This window comes from Nocardia sp. NPDC050435 (genome assembly GCF_040655395.1).
Taxonomy (GTDB): Bacteria; Actinomycetota; Actinomycetes; order Mycobacteriales; family Mycobacteriaceae; genus Nocardia.
This window is the reverse complement of the sequence record NZ_JBFAJW010000001.1, coordinates 637,300-655,244: the sequence shown is the minus strand read 5'-3', so window position 1 is coordinate 655,244 and position 17,945 is coordinate 637,300. Positions and strand designations below refer to the sequence as shown.

Annotated in this window: 20 protein-coding genes; 8 read left to right on the top strand and 12 right to left on the bottom strand. The window is 71.1% G+C overall.

Features of this window, described 5'->3' with window-relative positions:
* Position 1: 1 nt before the first annotated feature.
* From AB0I43_RS03185 to AB0I43_RS03130, 12 genes are all read right to left on the bottom strand, one after another.
* Positions 2 to 985 (bottom strand): glycine betaine ABC transporter substrate-binding protein, encoded by a 984-nt coding sequence (locus AB0I43_RS03185; protein ID WP_356972839.1) that lies wholly within the window; start codon positions 983 to 985, stop codon positions 2 to 4.
* A complete protein-coding gene (locus tag AB0I43_RS03180; RefSeq protein ID WP_356972837.1) occupies positions 982 to 1,731 on the bottom strand; it encodes an ABC transporter permease in 750 nt (249 codons plus the stop codon). Before AB0I43_RS03180 ends, AB0I43_RS03185 begins: the two co-directional genes overlap by 4 nt.
* The gene (locus tag AB0I43_RS03175; protein ID WP_356972835.1) at positions 1,728 to 2,894 is read right to left on the bottom strand and encodes an ATP-binding cassette domain-containing protein; all 1,167 of its coding nucleotides are present in this window, start codon (positions 2,892 to 2,894) and stop codon (positions 1,728 to 1,730) included. The genes AB0I43_RS03180 and AB0I43_RS03175 overlap by 4 nt, the downstream gene beginning before the upstream one ends.
* Positions 2,887 to 3,537, bottom strand: coding sequence for an ABC transporter permease (locus tag AB0I43_RS03170; protein WP_356973134.1), 651 nt, complete (start codon positions 3,535 to 3,537; stop codon positions 2,887 to 2,889). The genes AB0I43_RS03175 and AB0I43_RS03170 overlap by 8 nt, the downstream gene beginning before the upstream one ends.
* 111 nt (positions 3,538 to 3,648) lie before the next feature.
* Positions 3,649 to 4,416, bottom strand: coding sequence for an enoyl-CoA hydratase/isomerase family protein (locus AB0I43_RS03165; protein ID WP_356972833.1), 768 nt, complete (start codon positions 4,414 to 4,416; stop codon positions 3,649 to 3,651).
* 1 nt (position 4,417) lies between these two features.
* Positions 4,418 to 5,506 (bottom strand): acyl-CoA dehydrogenase family protein, encoded by a 1,089-nt coding sequence (locus AB0I43_RS03160; protein ID WP_357431123.1) that lies wholly within the window; start codon positions 5,504 to 5,506, stop codon positions 4,418 to 4,420.
* Positions 5,493 to 6,398 carry an acyl-CoA dehydrogenase family protein gene (locus tag AB0I43_RS03155; protein WP_356972828.1) on the bottom strand — a complete coding sequence of 302 codons (906 nt, stop codon included), beginning with the start codon at positions 6,396 to 6,398 and terminating at the stop codon, positions 5,493 to 5,495. The genes AB0I43_RS03160 and AB0I43_RS03155 overlap by 14 nt, the downstream gene beginning before the upstream one ends.
* Positions 6,376 to 7,815 (bottom strand): AMP-binding protein, encoded by a 1,440-nt coding sequence (locus tag AB0I43_RS03150; protein WP_356972826.1) that lies wholly within the window; start codon positions 7,813 to 7,815, stop codon positions 6,376 to 6,378. Before AB0I43_RS03150 ends, AB0I43_RS03155 begins: the two co-directional genes overlap by 23 nt.
* The gene (locus AB0I43_RS03145; RefSeq protein ID WP_356972824.1) at positions 7,812 to 8,861 is read right to left on the bottom strand and encodes a CoA transferase; all 1,050 of its coding nucleotides are present in this window, start codon (positions 8,859 to 8,861) and stop codon (positions 7,812 to 7,814) included. The genes AB0I43_RS03150 and AB0I43_RS03145 overlap by 4 nt, the downstream gene beginning before the upstream one ends.
* The gene (locus AB0I43_RS03140) at positions 8,858 to 9,814 is read right to left on the bottom strand and encodes a TIGR03564 family F420-dependent LLM class oxidoreductase (protein ID WP_356972822.1); all 957 of its coding nucleotides are present in this window, start codon (positions 9,812 to 9,814) and stop codon (positions 8,858 to 8,860) included. Before AB0I43_RS03140 ends, AB0I43_RS03145 begins: the two co-directional genes overlap by 4 nt.
* Positions 9,799 to 10,230 (bottom strand): cobalamin B12-binding domain-containing protein, encoded by a 432-nt coding sequence (locus AB0I43_RS03135; RefSeq protein WP_356972820.1) that lies wholly within the window; start codon positions 10,228 to 10,230, stop codon positions 9,799 to 9,801. Before AB0I43_RS03135 ends, AB0I43_RS03140 begins: the two co-directional genes overlap by 16 nt.
* Positions 10,230 to 11,807: a methylmalonyl-CoA mutase family protein gene (locus tag AB0I43_RS03130; RefSeq protein ID WP_356972819.1), complete on the bottom strand. Its 1,578-nt coding sequence runs from the start codon at positions 11,805 to 11,807 to the stop codon at positions 10,230 to 10,232. The genes AB0I43_RS03135 and AB0I43_RS03130 overlap by 1 nt, the downstream gene beginning before the upstream one ends.
* 152 nt (positions 11,808 to 11,959) lie before the next feature.
* Here AB0I43_RS03130 and AB0I43_RS03125 point away from each other — a divergent pair, with 152 nt between their 5' ends.
* The 8 genes from AB0I43_RS03125 to AB0I43_RS03090 are packed head-to-tail and all read left to right on the top strand — an operon-like array spanning position 11,960 to position 17,937.
* Positions 11,960 to 12,490, top strand: coding sequence for a carboxymuconolactone decarboxylase family protein (locus tag AB0I43_RS03125; RefSeq protein ID WP_356972817.1), 531 nt, complete (start codon positions 11,960 to 11,962; stop codon positions 12,488 to 12,490).
* A 4-nt stretch (positions 12,491 to 12,494) separates the two neighbouring features.
* Positions 12,495 to 13,766, top strand: coding sequence for an aromatic ring-hydroxylating dioxygenase subunit alpha (locus AB0I43_RS03120; protein ID WP_356972815.1), 1,272 nt, complete (start codon positions 12,495 to 12,497; stop codon positions 13,764 to 13,766).
* Positions 13,747 to 14,076, top strand: coding sequence for a hypothetical protein (locus AB0I43_RS03115; protein ID WP_356972813.1), 330 nt, complete (start codon positions 13,747 to 13,749; stop codon positions 14,074 to 14,076). Before AB0I43_RS03120 ends, AB0I43_RS03115 begins: the two co-directional genes overlap by 20 nt.
* A gap of 29 nt (positions 14,077 to 14,105) precedes the next feature.
* Positions 14,106 to 14,426: a DUF1330 domain-containing protein gene (locus AB0I43_RS03110; protein WP_356972811.1), complete on the top strand. Its 321-nt coding sequence runs from the start codon at positions 14,106 to 14,108 to the stop codon at positions 14,424 to 14,426.
* Positions 14,423 to 15,634 carry an amidohydrolase family protein gene (locus AB0I43_RS03105; RefSeq protein ID WP_356972809.1) on the top strand — a complete coding sequence of 404 codons (1,212 nt, stop codon included), beginning with the start codon at positions 14,423 to 14,425 and terminating at the stop codon, positions 15,632 to 15,634. Before AB0I43_RS03110 ends, AB0I43_RS03105 begins: the two co-directional genes overlap by 4 nt.
* A complete protein-coding gene (locus AB0I43_RS03100) occupies positions 15,621 to 16,037 on the top strand; it encodes a nuclear transport factor 2 family protein (RefSeq protein ID WP_356972807.1) in 417 nt (138 codons plus the stop codon). The genes AB0I43_RS03105 and AB0I43_RS03100 overlap by 14 nt, the downstream gene beginning before the upstream one ends.
* 7 nt (positions 16,038 to 16,044) lie before the next feature.
* Positions 16,045 to 17,133, top strand: coding sequence for an acyl-CoA dehydrogenase family protein (locus AB0I43_RS03095; RefSeq protein ID WP_356972805.1), 1,089 nt, complete (start codon positions 16,045 to 16,047; stop codon positions 17,131 to 17,133).
* Positions 17,134 to 17,136: 3 nt separating this feature from the next.
* Positions 17,137 to 17,937 carry an acyl-CoA dehydrogenase family protein gene (locus tag AB0I43_RS03090; protein ID WP_356972804.1) on the top strand — a complete coding sequence of 267 codons (801 nt, stop codon included), beginning with the start codon at positions 17,137 to 17,139 and terminating at the stop codon, positions 17,935 to 17,937.
* Positions 17,938 to 17,945 lie beyond the last annotated feature (8 nt).

The window sequence follows — 17,945 nt, the reverse complement described above, 5'->3', positions numbered from 1 at the left end:
CTCAGGGGATCGTGACGAAACCCTGGGCCGCCAGCCATTCCCGCGCGACCGTGGCCGGTTCGCGGCCTTCGACATCCACCTTGCGATTCAGCTCGGTGACCGATTCGTTGGTGAGCAGCCGGGAGATCGGGGTGAGCACCTCGACCACCGCCGGATGGTCCGCCGCGAAATCCGCGCGCAGCACCAGGGCGACGTTGTACTGCGGGAAGAAGCTCAGATCGTCCTCGAGCAGGCGCAGATCGAGCGCGGGAATGCGGCCGTCGGTGGCGGCCACGGAGCCGAAGCGGCACTGCCGGGCGTCGGCGGTGGACTGGTAGACGATCGCGTCGTCGACGACCTGCTTGACCACTTTCCCGGCGTCGATCCCGTATTTGCGGATCACGCCGGGGAAGCCGTCCTGGCGCACGCTGAACTCGGTGCCGACGCAGGTGGCCGCGGCCGCCGGATCGCTGTTGACCAGCCGCGCGTACTGCGACAGCGTCCGCACCCCGGTTTCCGCGGCGGTGCGCGCGCTGGTCGCGAGGGCGTAGGTGTTGTTCACCGGCGCCATCGCCGCCCAGAGCATGCCGTGCGCCGCGCGATCGGCGTCGCGGACCGCCTCGAACTGGGCCTGCGAGCCCGGCACCGGCGCTTCGTTGCCCAGGTAGTTGATCCAGCCGGTGCCGGTGTAGTCGTAGGCGATATCGATCTGCCCGCGCACCTGCGCGTCGCGCAGGCTGTTGGAGCCGACGATGTCGGTCAGGTCCCGCACCTGGGCCCCGGCCGCGTCCAGCGCGAAGGCGATGATCAGCCCGAGGATCTCCTGCTCGGTGAAATCCTTGGACCCCACGGTGATCCGCACGCCCGCCAGTTCCGGTACCGGCCGGATGCTGCCCGGCCCCACCTCCAGCGGCACCGAGCGACCGGCTTCCAGGCCGCAGGCGGCCAGCAGCATCGTCAGCGTCAGGGCCACGGCGGTCCAGCCGCGCCGGATCCTGGCGCTCATCGCAGCCCCTTCGGTCCGAGGTAGCGTTCGGCCAGCGCACCGACCCAGTCGATGAGCAGCGCCAGCGCGACCGCCAGCAGGGCGCCGACCCACAGGGTGACGTTGTCGCGCAGCTTGTAGCCGGTGTCGATGAGGATGCCCAGCCCACCGGCGCTCACCAGGAACGACAGCGTAGCGCTGCCGACCGCAAGCACCAGCGAGGTCCGCAGCCCGGCGAGAATGTAGGGCACGGCGAGCGGAAACTCCACGCGGTGCAGCACCGTCGCGGCCGACATGCCCTGCCCGCGCCCGGCGTCGGTGAGCGCCGGATCCACCTGCTGATAGCCGAGGATGGTGTTGCGCAGCACCGGCAGCAGCGACAGCAGCACGATCGGCGCGACGCCGATCCAGAACCCGGTGCTGCGGGTGAGCAGATAGAACAGCACGATCAGGCCGATCGCCGGCGCGGCCGCGCCGATATTGGCGATCCCGACGAAAATCGGTGCGAGAAAACGCAACCGGGGCCGGGTGAGCACGGTGCCCAGCGGCACCGCGAGGACGAGCACGATGCCGACCACGGTCGCGGTGATCAGCAGATGCTCCCAGGTGACGGTGGCGATATTGCCCGCGGTGAGACTGGCCCGCTGGGTGGCGGTGAGCTCACGCGCGAACGCCCACACCAGCACGCCCCCGCCGAGCAGCACGGCCAGCACCGGCTGCGCGAGCAACCGGATGCGTTCGGCGCGGCGTTCGGTCTGCGCGATCATGCCGAGCCGGTCCCGGAGTGCGCGGCGCGCAGGGCGGACAGGTGCGTGACCAGCGTGTCGATCGTGATCAATCCCGCATACACCCCGCGCCGGCCGGTGACGACGGCGTTCGCGGTGCTGTCGGCGAGCAGCGCCTCCAGGGCCTCCTGCAAGGTGGAGCGCAGCGAAACACCTTCGCCCACCGGCGTTCCCACCTCGCGCAGCGACTGCGCCTGGGCGAGCTGGGGCAGCGTGACCCAGCGCAGCGGCCGCCGCTGCGCGTCGAGCACCAGGCCGAAGTCGGTGCCGCTCTCGGCGATCTCACCGCGCAGCGCCGCCACGGTGTCGGTGTCCAGCGCGGTCGGGCAGGCGCCCAATTCGACGTCCTCGACGCGGGTGAGCGTGAGCTGTTTGAGCGCCGCGTCGGCGCCCACGAAACCGGCGACCGTGGCGTCGGCGGGCTCGGCGAGAATCGCGCCCGGAGTGTCGTATTGCAGGACCCGCGACTGCTCGCCCAGGACCGCGATCCGGTCGCCGAGCTTGACGGCCTCGTTGAAATCATGGGTGACGAACACGATCGTCTTGCGCAATTCCGCCTGCAGCCGCAGCAATTCGTCCTGAAGCAGCCCGCGCGTGATCGGGTCGACCGCGCCGAAGGGCTCGTCCATCAGCAGCACCGGCGGATCGGCGGCCAGCGCCCGCGCCACGCCGACCCGCTGCTGCTGGCCGCCGGAGAGCTGGCGGGGAAACCGGTCCCGGAAGGTCGCCGGATCCAGCCCGACCAGCTCCAGCATCTCGTCCACCCGGGCGCTGATGCGTTTGCGGTCCCAGCCGATCAGGCCCGGCACGGTGGCGACGTTCTTGGCGACCGTGAGGTGCGGGAACAAGCCCGCCTGCTGGATGGAATACCCGATCCCGCGCCGCAGCTGATCCGGATCGACCGACAGCGCGTCGCGCCCGTCGATGGTGATCGTCCCGGAACTGGGCTCGATCAGCCGGTTGATCATGCGCAGGGTGGTGGTCTTGCCGCACCCGGAGGGCCCGACCAGCACCACCGTCTCCCCCGCCGGGATCGTCAGCGACACGCTGCCCACCGCGGGATCGGCCTGCCCGGCATAGCGTTTGCCGACCGAGTCGAGCACGATCTCGACGCCGGACACGGCCGGCTCGACGGTGTCACTCACGAATTCCCCCGGAGGTGGTCAGTCGCCCGGCCAGGACGAGAAGGACATCGAGCAGCAGGGCCAGCAGGATGATCAGCACCGTGCCGGTCAGCGCCTGCGGCACCGCGGTCGGGGTGCCGAGCCGGGAGAGCCCGGAGAAGATGAGATTGCCCAGCCCCGGCCCCTTGGCGTAGGCGGCGATCGCCAGGATGCCCATGATCAACTGCGTGCTGACCCGCATCCCGGCCAGGATCGCGGGCCAGGCCAGCGGCAGCTCGATCCGGGTCAGCACCCGCAGCCGGTTCATGCCCACGCCGCGCGCGGCGTCCACCACCGCGGGATCGACCGAGGACAGCCCGACGAGGGTGTTACGCAGGATCGGCAGCAGCGCGTAGAGGACCAGCGCGGTGATGGTGGGCGGAACGCCCAGTCCGAGTACGGGAATCAGGATGCCCAGCAACGCGAACGACGGAATCGTCAGGATGATGCTCGCCGCGGCGGTGGCCGCCGCCGACCCCGCGGCGCTGCGATAGACCAGCGCGCCGACCACGATCGAGACGACGGCCGCGATCAGCACCGCCTGGACCACCGCCGATACGTGCAGGTAGGAATCGGTGATCAGCTGCCGGCGATGATCGGCGATGTAGGTCCACAGCGCGTCCAGTACCCTGCCCTCCCTCGGGTCGGCCCCGCCGAGCATAACGGCAAAGCGGCTCCGCCGCTGCGCGTTTCGGTCCGGCGCAGCGGCCCGGCAGGGTTCCCGACCAGCCTCCGGTCAGCTCTTGGCCGTGGCGAGCCGGTCGATGATGGCGTGGAAATCCGGGTGCTGGAAGGAGATCTCCTCGGCCGTGGTGGCGTAGTCGAGCGCGGCCAGCACCGCCCGTTCCAGGTGCAGGTTCAGCAGGCGCTTGGTGCTCTCGACCGCCTGCTGCGGCAGCCCGAGTATGCGCTCGGCACAGGCCAGCGCCGCGGCCAGCGGGTCGGCCACCACGTGATTGACCAGGCCCATCTCCCGGGCCCGCTGGGCGGGGATCTTGGCGCCGGTGAGCGCGTACTCCTTGGCCAGCAGCAGGCTGGTGTGCAGCGGCCAGGTCAGGGGCCCGCCGTCGGCCGCGACCAGACCCACCTGCACGTGCGGATCCTTCAGATAGGCGGTCTCGGCGATGTAGACGATGTCGCTCAGCGCGACCAGGCTGCAGCCCAGCCCGACGGCCGGGCCGTTGACGGCCGTGACCACCGGGACCCGGCACCGCGCCATCCCGAGCACGATGTCGCGACCGTGCGCGACGGTCTTGGACCGCAGGCCCGCGTCCCGGGCCAGCTCCGCGAGGTAGGCGAAGTCGCCGCCGGCCGAGAAGGCCGTGCCGCTGCCGGTGAGCACGGCCGCGCGGGCCGCGCGATCGTCGGACAGCTGCGGCCACAGCCGGGCCAGCCCCGTGTGCAGGGCGTCGTCGACGGCGTTGAGCGCGTCCGGCCGGTTCAGGGTGATGACGCGCAGGGCGCCGTCGGCGGTGACGGTGATTTCGTCAGGCAGGTCGTACACGTCAGACTTCCAATCCGAGAACGCGCGAGGCGATGATGTTCTTCTGAATCTGGGAGGTGCCGCCCATGACGGACTGCGCGCGGCTGTAGAGGTAGGCCCCGAACAGTTCCGGGTCGCCGGTGCCGGTGACGGCGAGCGCGGCATGGCCCACCGACTGCTCGACCCAGGTCATGAGCAGCTTGTCCAGCGAGCCCTCCGGACCGTGCGAGACGCCGTCCAGCTGTTCGGACAGCCGCCGCCGCACGTGCAGGCCCAGCATCTCGGTCTCCACGGCGGCCCAGGCGAGTTCGGCCGGCGGCGGTCCCTGGACCCGGGCGGCCAACTGGCGCACCAGTTTTCCGTACCGGGCCGCGTACCCGAGGGTGGCGGGCTCGCGCTCGTGCCCGACCACGGTCATGGCCAGTCGCCAGCCCTCGCCCGGCGCGCCGACCATCTGGTCGGCCGGGACGATCGCGCCGTCGAACTCGACCTGGCCGAACTCGGTGGTGACGCCGCTGATCATGCGCAGCGGACGCTGCCGCACCCCGGGTTGCTTCATCGAGACGACGAACGCGGAGATGCCCTTGTGCCGGGGCGCGGCGTGGTCGGTGCGGGCCAGCAGCAGGCACCAGTCCGCTACATCGGAGTAACTGGTCCAGATCTTGTGCCCGTGGATGATGTAGTGGTCGCCCGTGCGCGTCGCGGTGGTGCGCAGCGCGGCCAGATCCGATCCCGCGCCGGGTTCGCTGAAGCCCTGGCACCAGCGTTCGCTGCCGTCGATCATGCCGGGCAGGAACCGGCGCTGGATCGCGGCGCTGCCGTGGCGGCCCAGCCCGCTGACCAGATACCCGAGGCTGGGTCGCGGCGGCGCGCCCGCGGCGGTGAGTTCCTCGTCCAGGATCACGTCGTACACCGGCGGCAAGGCGTGCCCGCCCAGCTCCTCCGGCCAGGACAGCCCGAAGAATCCGGCCTCGTAGAGCGCGGCGTGCCACTCCCCCTGCTTGGCCCAGTACTCGTCGCCGGAGGTGGGGAACTGCCCCGCCACCTCGGCCAGCCAGTCCCGCAGCCGGCTCCGGAACGCCGCCTCCTGCGGCGAATCACGAAAGTCCACAGTCGATCTCCTCCAGTCGGACGGGGAACAGTTCGGTCGAGACCAGGCCCCGCCGCAGGTAGAGGTGCGCGAGGCAGTCCCAGGTGTTGCCGATGCCGCCGTGCACCTGGATCGCGGTCTCACAGACGGTGCGCGTGGCGCGTGCGCAGTACACCTTGGCCAGGCGCGCGGCGCGCACGGCCGATGCCGGGGCGAGTTCGTCCACCGCCCAGGCCGCATGGCGCAGCACGCTGATCGACCCCTCGATCAGCGCGAGCCCCTCCGCCAGCGGATGCGCGACGGCCTGGTAGGACCCGATCGTCTTGCCGTACTGCACACGGACTTTCGCGTACTCGGTGGCCAGCGCGTGCGCGCCGCGCGCGGCCCCGACCAGATCGGCGGTGGTGGCGACCAGCGCCAGCGCGTGCCAGCGTGCGGCCTGCTCGGCGGTCAGTTCGACCAGCGGGCGCAGCGGCAGCCGGATCTCGGCCTCCGCGCGAGTCGGATCGGCGCCGTCGCGCGCGGCCCCGACCGCGCCCGCCAGCAGGCGGTGGCCGTCGAGCACGAGCGCGGCCTGCGCGTCGCGGGCGTCCACCACTCGATCGGCCGTGGCGATCGTCCAGCGCCGATCCTGCTCGAGGCCGTGCGCGCGCAGGTCGTCGGCGAGCACCGGGCCCAGGAACGGCACGTCCACCAGGCCCCGGGCGAATTCCTCGGCCACCAGCGCGATTTCGACGCCGGAGGCGCCGTCGGAGCGCAGTGAGCGCCAACCGGCGGTATCGACGGCTTTCTCCAGCCGTGCGATCCGGGTGCTGTCGTCGAGGTCGGCGACGGAGCCGGGCCCGAGATCGTCGGCCAGTTTCGCGGCGGCGGCGCGCAATTGGCGCTGCTCACTCGTCAGACGGACGTCCATACTGCTCCTTGAGAACCCGGCGCAGAACCTTGCCGGAGGGAAGACGGGGAATGCGCGGCACGAACACCACATGGCGCGGCCGCTTGTAGGAGGCCAGCCGCGCGCCGACGTAGTCGGCGAGTTCGCCGGGGTCGGCCGCCCGGGCGGCCGCGACGGCGGCGACGATCGCCTCGCCGTCGGCGCGGTCGGGTACGCCGAACACCGCGCAGTCGGCCACCGCCGCGTGGGTGTGCAGCACGGCCTCCACCTCGGCGGGGGCGACCTGGAAGCCGCGCACCTTGATCATTTCCTTGAGCCGGTCGGTGAGCCGCAGCCGGCCCTGGTCGTCCAGCGCGCCCAGATCACCGGTCCGGTACCAGCCGTCCGCCGTGACCGGCGCTTCGGCGGTGTCCGGCAGGTATCCCGCCATCAGCGCCGGAGAGCACGCCTGGATCTCGCCGATACCGTTGGCCCCCAGCACCTTCCCGGTCTCCGGCGACACCACCCGCACCCGCACGCCCGGCACCGGCGGACCGACGGTGTCCAGCCGCGCCTGCCCGATCCGATTGCAGGCGATGACGGGCAACTCGCTGGTCCCGTAGGCGGGCAGCCAGCCGACGCCCGTGCGCCTGGTCACGGCCTCGGCGACCCCGGCCGACACCGGCGTCGCGCCCCACATGAAGTAGCGCAGCGAGGACAGGTCCCGGGACTCCAGCTCCGGATGCGCCGCCAGCGCCAGCGCGATCGGCGCGACCACCATTTCCACGGTGACGCGGTCGGATTCGATGTGCCGCAGCATCAGTTCCAGATCGAAGCGCCGATGCAGGCGCACGCGGGCCCCGGTGCGCAGCGCCAGCAGGATGTTGAGCAGCCCCAGAATGTGTGAGGGCGGTGTCAGCACCTGGATGCGGTCGCGCGCGGTGAAACCCAGCGCGTCGCGCCAGTGCCCGACCGCGGCCGCCAGCGAGCCGTGCGTATGCCGCACCGCCTTCGGCAAACCCGTTGTCCCGGAACTGAACACCAGCACGGCGTCACTGCCGGGATCGCACGCCGCGGCCGTGCTGATTCCGGTGTCCGGCACGCGGGGTGATCGTTGCGGTTCGCGCCCGAAGACGAGCGGATCGTCCAGCGACACCATCGGCAGCTCGGCGGCCAGCACCGGGTGCTCGCCCAGCGCGTGCGCGGGCCGGGTGATCCGCAGCGCGTGCCGCACCTCGGCCTGCTTCCAGGCCGGGCTGAGCAGCACGACCACCGCGCCGACCCGCCAGACGGCCAGCACCGCGAGCACGAATTCCGGCCGGTTCGAGCACATCAGCGCGACGCGGTCGCCGCGCCGCACCTCGCGGTCTCGCAGCGTCGCGGCGAGCCGCGCCGCCCGGACCTCCAGGTCGGCCGCGGTGTACTCGCGTTCCTCGAACAGCAGCGCCGCCTCGCTCATCCGCCGGCCCGGTGATCGTCGTACTCGCCCAGCCGCGGCGGTGGACCGTACTCCGGTCGATGGCCGGTCACCCGGATGGGACTCCCGATCAGCCGGTGACCGCCCGCCGCCACCACCGCGCCCGGCGCGGCGGCCAGCGCCTCGGGCAGCGTCCGCACCGCCGCGGCCGGGACGCCGAGCGACCGCAACCGCCGCTCCCAGCCGTCGGCGGTGTCGGCGCCGAGCGCCGCCGCGACGACCGTGAGGACCTCGGCCCGGCGCGCGACCCGCTCGGCCATGGTGTCGAACCCCGCGACGCCGGCCTCGCCGGCGAAGGACTTCCAGAATCCGTCGTGCGTGATGAACAGCGCCAGATAGCCCTCGGCGGTCGGAAACAGCTGGGCGGGAACGTAATACGAGTGCGCGCCGAACGGGCGGCGCCGCGGGACGGCGCCGGTGTCGAGATAGGCGGCCGCGTGATAGTTCAGCTGCGAGAGCATCACATCGCGCAGCGACACCTCCACCTGCCCGCCGCGACCGGACACGATCTGGGCCAGCAGGCCCAGCGCCGCGGTCAGGCCGGTGGAGTTGTCGGCCGCCGAGTACCCCGGCAGCGTCGGCGGTCCGGCGGGGTCCCCGGTCAGCGCGGCGACGCCGGTGGCCGCCTGGATGACGTAGTCGAAGGCCGGATGATCGCCCGCGTCCAGGCCGAACCCGGTGATGGCGACGCACACCAGCCGTTCGTTCCAGCGCCGCAGCGCGTCGTAGGTGAGCCCGAGCCGGTGGATCGCCGAGGGTTTCAGATTCACCAGCAGCGCCTGCGATCGCGCGGCCAGCGCACCCAGCCGCCGCTGGCCCGCCGGGTCGTTGAGGTCCAGGCGGATGCTGCGCTTGCCGCGGTTGAGGCTGGCGAAGTAGGAGTCGCCGACCTGGCGGGAGATGTCGCCGGCCGGGGGTTCGATCTTGAGGACCTCCGCGCCCAGGTCGGCCAGTTGCAGCGTGGCATAGGGCCCGGCCAGCATGGTGCCGACCTCGAGCACCCGGATTCCGGCCAGGGGCGCGGTCATCGCCATTCCTTGGCCAGGGTGGCGAGCATGTCCCGGGTCCGGCGTTTGGACGCCACCAACGCGTCTCGATCCTCGCCCAGCGGCAGCAGCCGTACCGACAGATCGGTCGCGCCGGCCTGCGCGTAGCGGCGCAGCCCCGCCGCGATGGCGTCCTCGTCGCCGGCCAGGCACAGGTCGCCGATATCGCGGGCCGAACCCTGCTCGAGCAGCCGCTGATAGTTCGGCGACACCTCGGCCTCGCCGAGGATCCGATTGGCGCGGGCCCGGGCCTCCTCGACCTCGGCCGGGCGGCACAGGCAGACGGGCAGGCCCGCGACGACGCGCGGCGCGGGCCGTCCGGCGGCGCTCGCCGCCGCGGTGATCCTGGGCACCACGTGCTCGGCGATCGCGCGTTCGTCCGCCATCCAGAGCACGGTGCCGTCGGCCTGCTCGCCCGCGATGCGCAGCATCACCGGGCCGAGCGCGGCGACGAGCACCGGCAGCGGTTCCACCGGGCCCAGATCCTGCGGATTGCGCACCGTGAACGACGAATTCGCCACGGCGACCTCGCCCGGGCCGCGCAGCGCCGCGTCGAGCACCTCGAGATAGTCCCGGGTGTAGGCGGCGGGCCGGTCGTAGGGCAGCCCGAGCATGTCACGCACGATCCAGTGGTGCGACGGGCCGACCCCGAGCGCCAGCCGGCCCCCGGCGGCGGCGTGCGCGGACAGCGCCTGCCGGGCCAGGGCGATCGGGTGCTGGGCCTGCAACGGCACCACGGCCGTGCCCAGTTCGATCCGGCTCGTCCGCGCGCCCATCAGCGCCACGGTGATCAGGGCGTCGAAGTCGGTGGGCAGCTGCGGGATCCACGCGGTGTCCAGGCCCGCCGATTCGGCCCAGTCGATATCGGCCAGCATGCGGGCGAGCTTGCGCGCGGTGTCGCCGCGCTCCGGGCCGATCATTACTCCGATGCGCACGATTCCTCCAGTGCCTGTCCGGGCCCGGCGCTTTCGGTCAGCGCCCGGATCTCGGTGACGAGTACCTCCAGTGCGGTGCCGGTCGGAAAGACCGCAGCCGCACCGGCTTCCAGCAGGGTGGGCACGTCGCCGCCCGGGATGGTGCCGCCGACGACCACCGCGATGTCGCCCGCCCCGGCGGCGCGCAGCGCGTCCACCACCCGGGTGGTCAGCGCCACGTGCGCGCCGGACAGAATGCTCAGGCCCACCACCGCGACGTCCTCCTGCAGCGCGATCGAGACGATGTCCTCGATGCGCTGGCGGATGCCGGTGTAGATCACCTCGAAACCGGCGTCGCGCAGGGTGCGGGCGACGATCTTGGCGCCCCGATCATGGCCGTCCAGGCCGGGTTTGGCGACCAGCACGCGCGCGGTCATCAGAACACCACCGGCTGCTGGAATTCGCCCCAGACGGCTTTGAGCGCGGTGGTCATCTCGCCGACGGTGCAGTAGGCGTTGACGCAGTCGATGAGCGGTTCCATCAGATTCCCCGTTCCTTCCGCGACGCGCGCGAGCGCCGCCAGCGTGCCGCGCACGGCTGCGGGATCGCGCTCGGCCTTGACCCGGGCCAGCCGCTTCAACTGCAGATCCCGGCCTTCGGCGTCGAGTTCGTAGGTGGCGATTTCGGGCGCGGGTTCCGCGGAGACGAAGCGGTTCACGCCGACGACCGGGCGTTCGCCGCGCTCGATCTCCCCGTGCAGCCGGTAGGCCTCGTCGGCGATCAGGCCCTGCAGGTAGCCGTCTTCGATGGCCCGCACCATGCCGCCGTGGTTCTCCAGGTCGGTCATGATCTCGATGACGCGCTGCTCGGTCGCGTCGGTGAGCGCCTCGACGAAGTAGGAGCCGCCCAGCGGATCGGCGACCCGGGCCACCCCGGTTTCGTAGGCGAGGATCTGCTGGGTGCGCAGCGCCATGGTCGCCGACGCCTCGCTGGGCAGCGCGAACGGTTCGTCCCAGGCGGCGGTGAACATCGATTGCACGCCGCCCAGCACCGCGGCCAGGGCCTCGTAGGCCACCCGCACCTGATTGTTCTGCGCCTGCGGGGCATACAGCGACGCGCCGCCGGCCACGCAGCCGAAGCGGAACATCGAGGCCTTGTCGGCTTGCGCGCCGTAGCGCTCGCGCACGATGGTGGCCCAGCGCCGCCGGCCGGCCCGGTACTTCGCGATCTCCTCGAAGAAGTCGCCGTGGGTGTAGAAGAAGAACGAGATCTGCGGCGCGAACTGATCGATGCTCATGCGCCCGCGCTCGACCACGGTGTCGCAGTAGGTCACGCCGTCGGCGAGGGTGAAGGCCATCTCCTGCACCGCGTTCGCGCCGGCGTCCCGAAAGTGCGCGCCCGCCACCGAGATCGCGTTGAAGCGCGGCACCTGCGCGGCGCAGAACTCGATGGTGTCGGCGATCAACCGCAGCGAAGGCTCCGGCGGCCAGATCCAGGTGCCGCGCGAGGCGTACTCCTTGAGGATGTCGTTCTGGATCGTGCCGGTGAGCTTGTCTCTGGGCACGCCTTGCTTCTCGGCCGCCGCGACGTACATCGCGAGCAGGATCGCGGCCGTGCCGTTGATGGTGAAGCTGGTGCTGATCTTGTCCAGCGGGATGCCGGCGAAGAGCACCTCGGCGTCGGCCAGGGTGTCGACCGCGACGCCGACCCGGCCCACCTCCTCCCCCACCTCGGGATCGTCGGAGTCGTAACCACATTGGGTGGGCAGGTCCAGCGCCACCGACAGCCCGGTGCCGCCCTGCTCGAGCAGATACCGGTAGCGGCGGTTGGACTCCTCGGCGGTGCCGAACCCGGAGTACTGGCGGAAGGTCCACAACCGGCCGCGGTAGCCGGTGGCGAAGTTGCCGCGGGTGAAGGGGAAGGCGCCCGGCGCGGGCGGATCGGCGGGCCGGTCGTCCGGTCCGTAGACCGGCCGCAGCGGGATGCCGGATGCGGTGGTGACTTGGTCGTTCATTGGTGGATACGGTACTTGCATAAATGGAGAATGCCAATACCACCTCGTGCAAACGTACCGGCCAGACCGCTATGCGTTGACTAATTTTCCCCGGCGTGGAAATCTGTTATCCAGTTTAGGAGAATCCGATTCTCACTCCAGGAGGAGGACGAATGCGCCTGCCGCCGTTGCCCGCCGAGCGCTGGGACGACCGCACCCGCGCCGCGTTCCGCACGCTGCTGCCCGCGCCGCGCCGCAACCCGGAGGGCGCCGGCCCCGCGATGTCGGTCCTGGCCCACCACCCGGAGCTGACCGAGGCGTTCCTGGGTTTCAGCGTGTACCTGCTGTTCCGCTCCACCCTCCCCCCGCGGGTGCGCGAACTGGCGATCCTGCGCGTCGCGCATCGCACCGGCTGCGCCTACGAGTGGCAGCACCACGCCGGTTTCGCGGCCACCGCGGGCTTGTCCGAGGCCGACATCGCCGCGGTCCGCGAGGGCACCGCCGCCGACGCGTTCGACCGCGTCGTGCTCACCGCGGTGGACGAACTGCTCGCGCGAACCACGCTGTCGGACCGGACCTGGGCCGCGCTGGGCGAGCAGCTCGCCGACCCCCAGCGCATGGATCTGGTTTTCACCGTCGGCGGCTACAGCCTGCTCGCCATGGCGTTCAACACCTTCGGCATCACGCCCGAACACGAAAGGTAACCCGGTGGCCCATTTCACCAAACCCGAATCGGGTAGCTGGACCGAGCAGTATCCACAGCTCGGCACCGGCCCCGTCGACTACACCGACTCCATCGACCCGGCCTTCTACGAGGACGAGCGCAACGCCATCTTCAAGAAGAGCTGGCTCAATGTCGGCCGGGTCGAGCGCCTGCCGCGCGTGGGCAGCTACTTCACCCGCGAATTGGCCTGCGTCGGCACCTCGCTCATCCTGACCCGGGGTTCCGATCAGCAGATCCGCGCCTTTCACAACATCTGCCGCCATCGCGGCAACAAGCTGGTGTGGAGCGACTTCCCGAACGAGGAAACCGCCGGCACCTGCCGCCAGTTCACCTGCAAGTACCACGCGTGGCGCTACAGCCTGGAGGGTGAGCTGACCTTCGTGCAGCAGGAGAAGGAGTTCTTCGACCTCGACAAGGGCGACTACGGCCTCAAAGAGGTGCGCTGCGAGGTCTGGGAGGGCTTCCTCTTCGTCAACCTCGACCCGCAGGCGCAGCCGCTCGCCGACTACCTCGGGCCGATGTTCGAGGGCATCCGGGGCTATCCGTTCCACGAGATGACCGAGGTCTACACCTACAAGGCCGAGATCGGCAGCAACTGGAAGCTGTTCATCGACGCGTTCGCCGAGTTCTACCACGCGCCGATCCTGCACATGAAGCAGGCGACCAAGGACGAGGCCGACAAGCTGGCCGGTTACGGCTACGAGGCGCTGCACTACGAGCTGTCCTCGCCGCATTCGATGATCTCCTCCTGGGGCGGCATGGCGCCGCCCAAGGACCCGAACATGGTCAAGCCGATCGAGCGGGTGCTGCGCAGCGGGCTGTTCGGACCCTGGGACCGCCCCGACATCGAGGGCCTGGCCGAATTGCCGCCCGGCCTCAACCCGGCCCGCCACAAGGCCTGGGGCGTGGACGAATTCGAGATCTTCCCGAACTTCTCCCTGCTGTTCTGGGCGCCCGGCTGGTACCTGACCTACCACTACTGGCCCACGGCGGTGGATCGCCACATCTTCGAGGCCAACCTCTACTTCGCGCCACCCAAGACCGCGCACCAGCGCATGGCCCAGGAACTGGCCGCGGTGACCTTCAAGGAATACGCGCTGCAGGACGCCAACACCCTGGAGGCCACGCAGACGATGCTCGCCACCCGCACCGTCTCGGAGTTCCCGCTCAACGATCAGGAGATCCTGCTGCGCCATCTGCACGTGATCGCCCAGAACACCGTCAAGGAGTACCGAGATGCCGCTGCTGCCCGCTGAATTCGCCGATCTGGAGCCCTTCGCGGCCGAGTGGTGCCTGGCCACCGAGGCCGAGCGCTACGCCCGGCGGCTGGCCTCCACCATGCCGCACATGCAGGAGTTCTACGACGCCGCCTTCCCGCGGCTGGCGGCGGCTCTCGAGTTCTGCGACAAGCACGAGTGGCCGGACCTGCCCGAGGACGCCCGCCGGCTCTTCCACCTCATGCAGTCGCTGGTGATGGTCTCGTTCCCGGTCGAGGTGTGGAAGCAGCCCCGGGTCCCCGACAGCGGCGCGGCCTGGGCCGAGCTGATCAACGAGCCGGTGGTCTGAACCGGCTGTCCCACCACAAGGAGAGCGAAATGCCCAAGGGCTATGTGATTTTCACCGAGGCCATCAAGGACCCGGCCGGCATGGCCGAGTACGCGCGCGCCGCCGGGGCGGCGATGCGCGGCGGCGGCCTGCGGCCACTGGCCGTGGACACCGCGCCGAGCGTGCTCGAGGGGGAATGGCACGGCAACCAGACCGTCGTCCTCGAGTTCGACTCGGTCGAGGCGGCTCGCGCCTGGTACGAATCGCCCGAGTACCAGCGGGCGGCGAAGCTGCGCCAGGCCGCGGCGGACACCAACGTGGTCCTCGTCGCCGGTTTCGAGCCGCCGAATCGCGAAGCGCCGCAACCATGATCACGGTGCGGGCGGCGGGGCTGCTCGATGTCGACACCGGCGAGATCCTCCGGCCCGGCATGCTGCGGATCGACGGCGATCGCATCGCCGGTGTCGGCGGCGAGCCCGAGGGCGAGATCCTCGATCTCGGCGAGCTGATCCTGCTGCCCGGACTGATGGACATGGAGGTCAACCTGCTCATGGGCGGCCGCGGCGAAACCGGGCTGCCCTCCAGCGTGCAGGACGATCCACCGCTGCGCATGCTGCGGGCGGTGGGCAACGCCCGCCGGACCCTGCGGGCGGGGTTCACCACGGTCCGCAATCTCGGCCTGTTCGTGAAAACCGGCGGCTATCTGCTGGATGTCGCGCTCGGGCGGGCCATCGACGGTGGCTGGATCGAGGGGCCGCGGATCGTGCCCGCCGGCCACGCCATCACCCCGACCGGCGGCCACCTGGACCCGACGATGTTCGCCGCCTTCGCACCCGATGTCCTGAAGCTGAGCCTCGAGGAAGGCATCGCCAACGGCGTCGACGAGGTGCGCAAGGCGGTGCGGTATCAGATCAAGCACGGTGCGCAGCTGATCAAGATCTGCGTCTCCGGCGGCGTCATGTCGCTGACCGGAGCGCCGGGCGCGCAACACTATTCGGACGAGGAGCTGCGCGCGATCGTCGACGAGGCGCACCGGCGCGGACTGAAGGTGGCCGCGCACACGCACGGCGCGGCGGCGGTCGAGCATGCGGTCGCGGCCGGCATCGACTGCATCGAACACGGTTTCCTGATCGACGACCAGGCGATCAAGGCGATGGTGGCGGCCGGGACCTGGCTGGTGCCGACCACCCGGCTCGCCGACGCCATGGATGTGTCCAAGGCCGATCCGGCGTTGCAGGCCAAGGCCGCCGAGATGTTCCCGAAGGCGCGGACCTCGGTGCTGGCCGCCTACCGGGCGGGGGTGAAGATCGCCGTCGGCACCGACGCGCCGGCGATCCCGCACGGCCGCAACGCCGACGAGCTCGTCGCGCTCGTCGAGCGCGGACTCACCCCGCTGGACGTGCTGCGGGCCGCGACCGTGCGCGCGGCCGAGCTGATCGGCGTCGCCGACCGGGGGCGGCTCGCCCCGGGCCTGCTGGCCGATGTCATCGGCGTGCCCGGAGATCCGTTGCGGGACATCACCGTCACCCAGCGGGTGCGCTTCGTCATGAAAGGCGGGAAGGTCTATGTCCAGGATTGAGGATCTGCTCGAGATCCAGCAGGTGCTGGCCCGGTACGCGGTGACGATCACCCGGGGCGATATCGACGGTCTGCTGGCGGTGTTCACCGCCGACGGCAGCTACAGCGCCTTCGGCGACACCTACACCCTGGAGCTGTTCCCGGAACTGGTCGCCGCCGCGCCGAAGGGGTTGTTCCTCACCGGCACTCCGGTGCTGGAACTCGACGGGGACACCGCCGCGGGCACTCAGCCCCTGTGTTTCATCGATCAGAGCACCCACGACATGCGCATCGGCTACTACACCGACACGCTCGTGCGAACCGAGGACGGGTGGCGCCTCCGGACCCGGCGGATGACCTTCATCCGGCGCAGCGGTGACCACGACTCCGGTATCCCGCACGCGTTCGAGCGGTCGAGGACATGAGCGTCTGATGGAGGTCACGGAGTTCCGGGCCGGGCTGCGGGCCTGGCTCGCGCACAACGATCTGTCGCCCGGGGCGGACCATACGCTCGACGGGCAGGTCGCCCAGCTCGCGCGGGTCCGGCGCGCGCTCTACGACGCGGGCTGGATGCGCTACGGCTGGCCCGCGCGGGTCGGCGGGCTCGGCGGGCCCGCGCTGCTGCGCGCGGTGCTCGGCGAAGAGGTGGCCGAGCGGGATCTGGCCGAGCCCGGGATCTACTCGATGATCGAGGTGCTGGCCCCGACCATGATCTCCTACGCCCGTCCCGCCCTGGCCGCGGACATGGTGCCGCGCCTGCTGTCGGGCCGGGAGCAGTGGTGCCAGGGGTTCTCCGAGCCGGGTTCGGGCAGCGATCTGGCCTCGATCACGACGAAAGCGGTTGCGCGCGGCCCGGATTGGGTGATCAACGGCCAGAAGGTGTGGACCAGCCTGGCGCAGTACGCCGCCCGCTGTGTGCTGCTGGCGCGCACCGGGCTGGGCCACGACGGCATCACCGCGTTCTTCCTCGACATGGACTCCCCCGGCGTCACCGTGCGCCCGCTGCGCACCATGCACGGCGTCGACGAGTTCGCCGAGGTCTACTTCGACGACGTCGTGGTACCCGCCGACCGGATGCTCGGCAACCCCGGCGACGGCTGGCGGGTGGCGATGGATCTGCTGCCGCACGAACGCTCCGCCTGCTTCTGGCATCGCATCGCCTACCTGTTCACCCGGCTCGATCGCCTCCTGGCGCACACCGCGATCCCGGACGCGGCCGACCTGGGCGCGGCGTACCTGGCGCTGCACACCGTGCGCTGCCGCTCCCGCGCCACCCAGCGGCGACTCGCGGCCGGCGCGCGCCTCGGCCCGGAAACGTCCATCGACAAGGTGCTGCTGGCGACCGCCGAACAGCATCTGTTCGACACCGTCCGCGATCTGCTGCCCGGAGCCCTGGAACTCACCGACCTCGAATGGCGCACCGAATACCTGTACTCGCGTGCCGCCACCATCTACGGCGGCACCGCCGAGATCCAGCGCAACATCATCGCCCGCCGCCTGCTCGATCTCGGAAAGGACTGAGCCATGGCCGATCTCGGCACCCAGGTCGAACTCGCGCTGCTCGAGCAGACGCTCCGCAAGACCATGCTGGCCGCCTCGGGCGCCGACCTCGATCGCGCCCTGCGTGACCTGGGCTGGCACGACATGCTCACCGAACTCCCCGACCTCGCCGTGCCCCTGGTCTTCCGCCTGCTCGGGGAAACCGGTGCGCACGCAGCACTGCTCGACGACGTGATCGACCACGCCGCCGGCCGCCCCCTGGGCGGCACGCCGCCACTGCCGTTCACCGGCGGCGCCTGGCTCACCTGGGAACGGACCGATCGCCCGGGGACCACCGTCGACGAGCAACTGCCCCTGCACCCGTCGACCGGTGCGGATCAGCCCGGTGCGGCCGTGGCGGCGGGACGGCGGGCCCTGGCCTGGTGGCTGATCGGCAGCAGCCGCGCCATGCTCACCCTGGCGCGGCGACATGCGCTGCAGCGCAGTCAGTTCGGGCGTCCGGTGGCGTCGTTCCAGGCGGTGCGGCATCGCCTCGCCGAGACGCTGGTGGCGATCGAGGGGGCGGAGGCAACGCTCGATGTCGCCGATTCCGAGTTCGGGGCGCTGCTGGCCAAGGCGGCGGCCGGGCGCGCGGCGCAGCTCACGGCACGGCACTGCCAGCAGGTGCTGGGCGGCATCGGCTTCACCGCCGAGCACGACCTGCACCGGCACCTGCGCCGGACGCTGGTGCTGGACGGGTTGCTCGGCAGCGCGCGCGAACTCGTGCGCGAAGCCGGCCACTCGCTGTGCGCCGAGGGCCGCGCCCCGCGACTGGCGCAGCTGTAATCCGACCA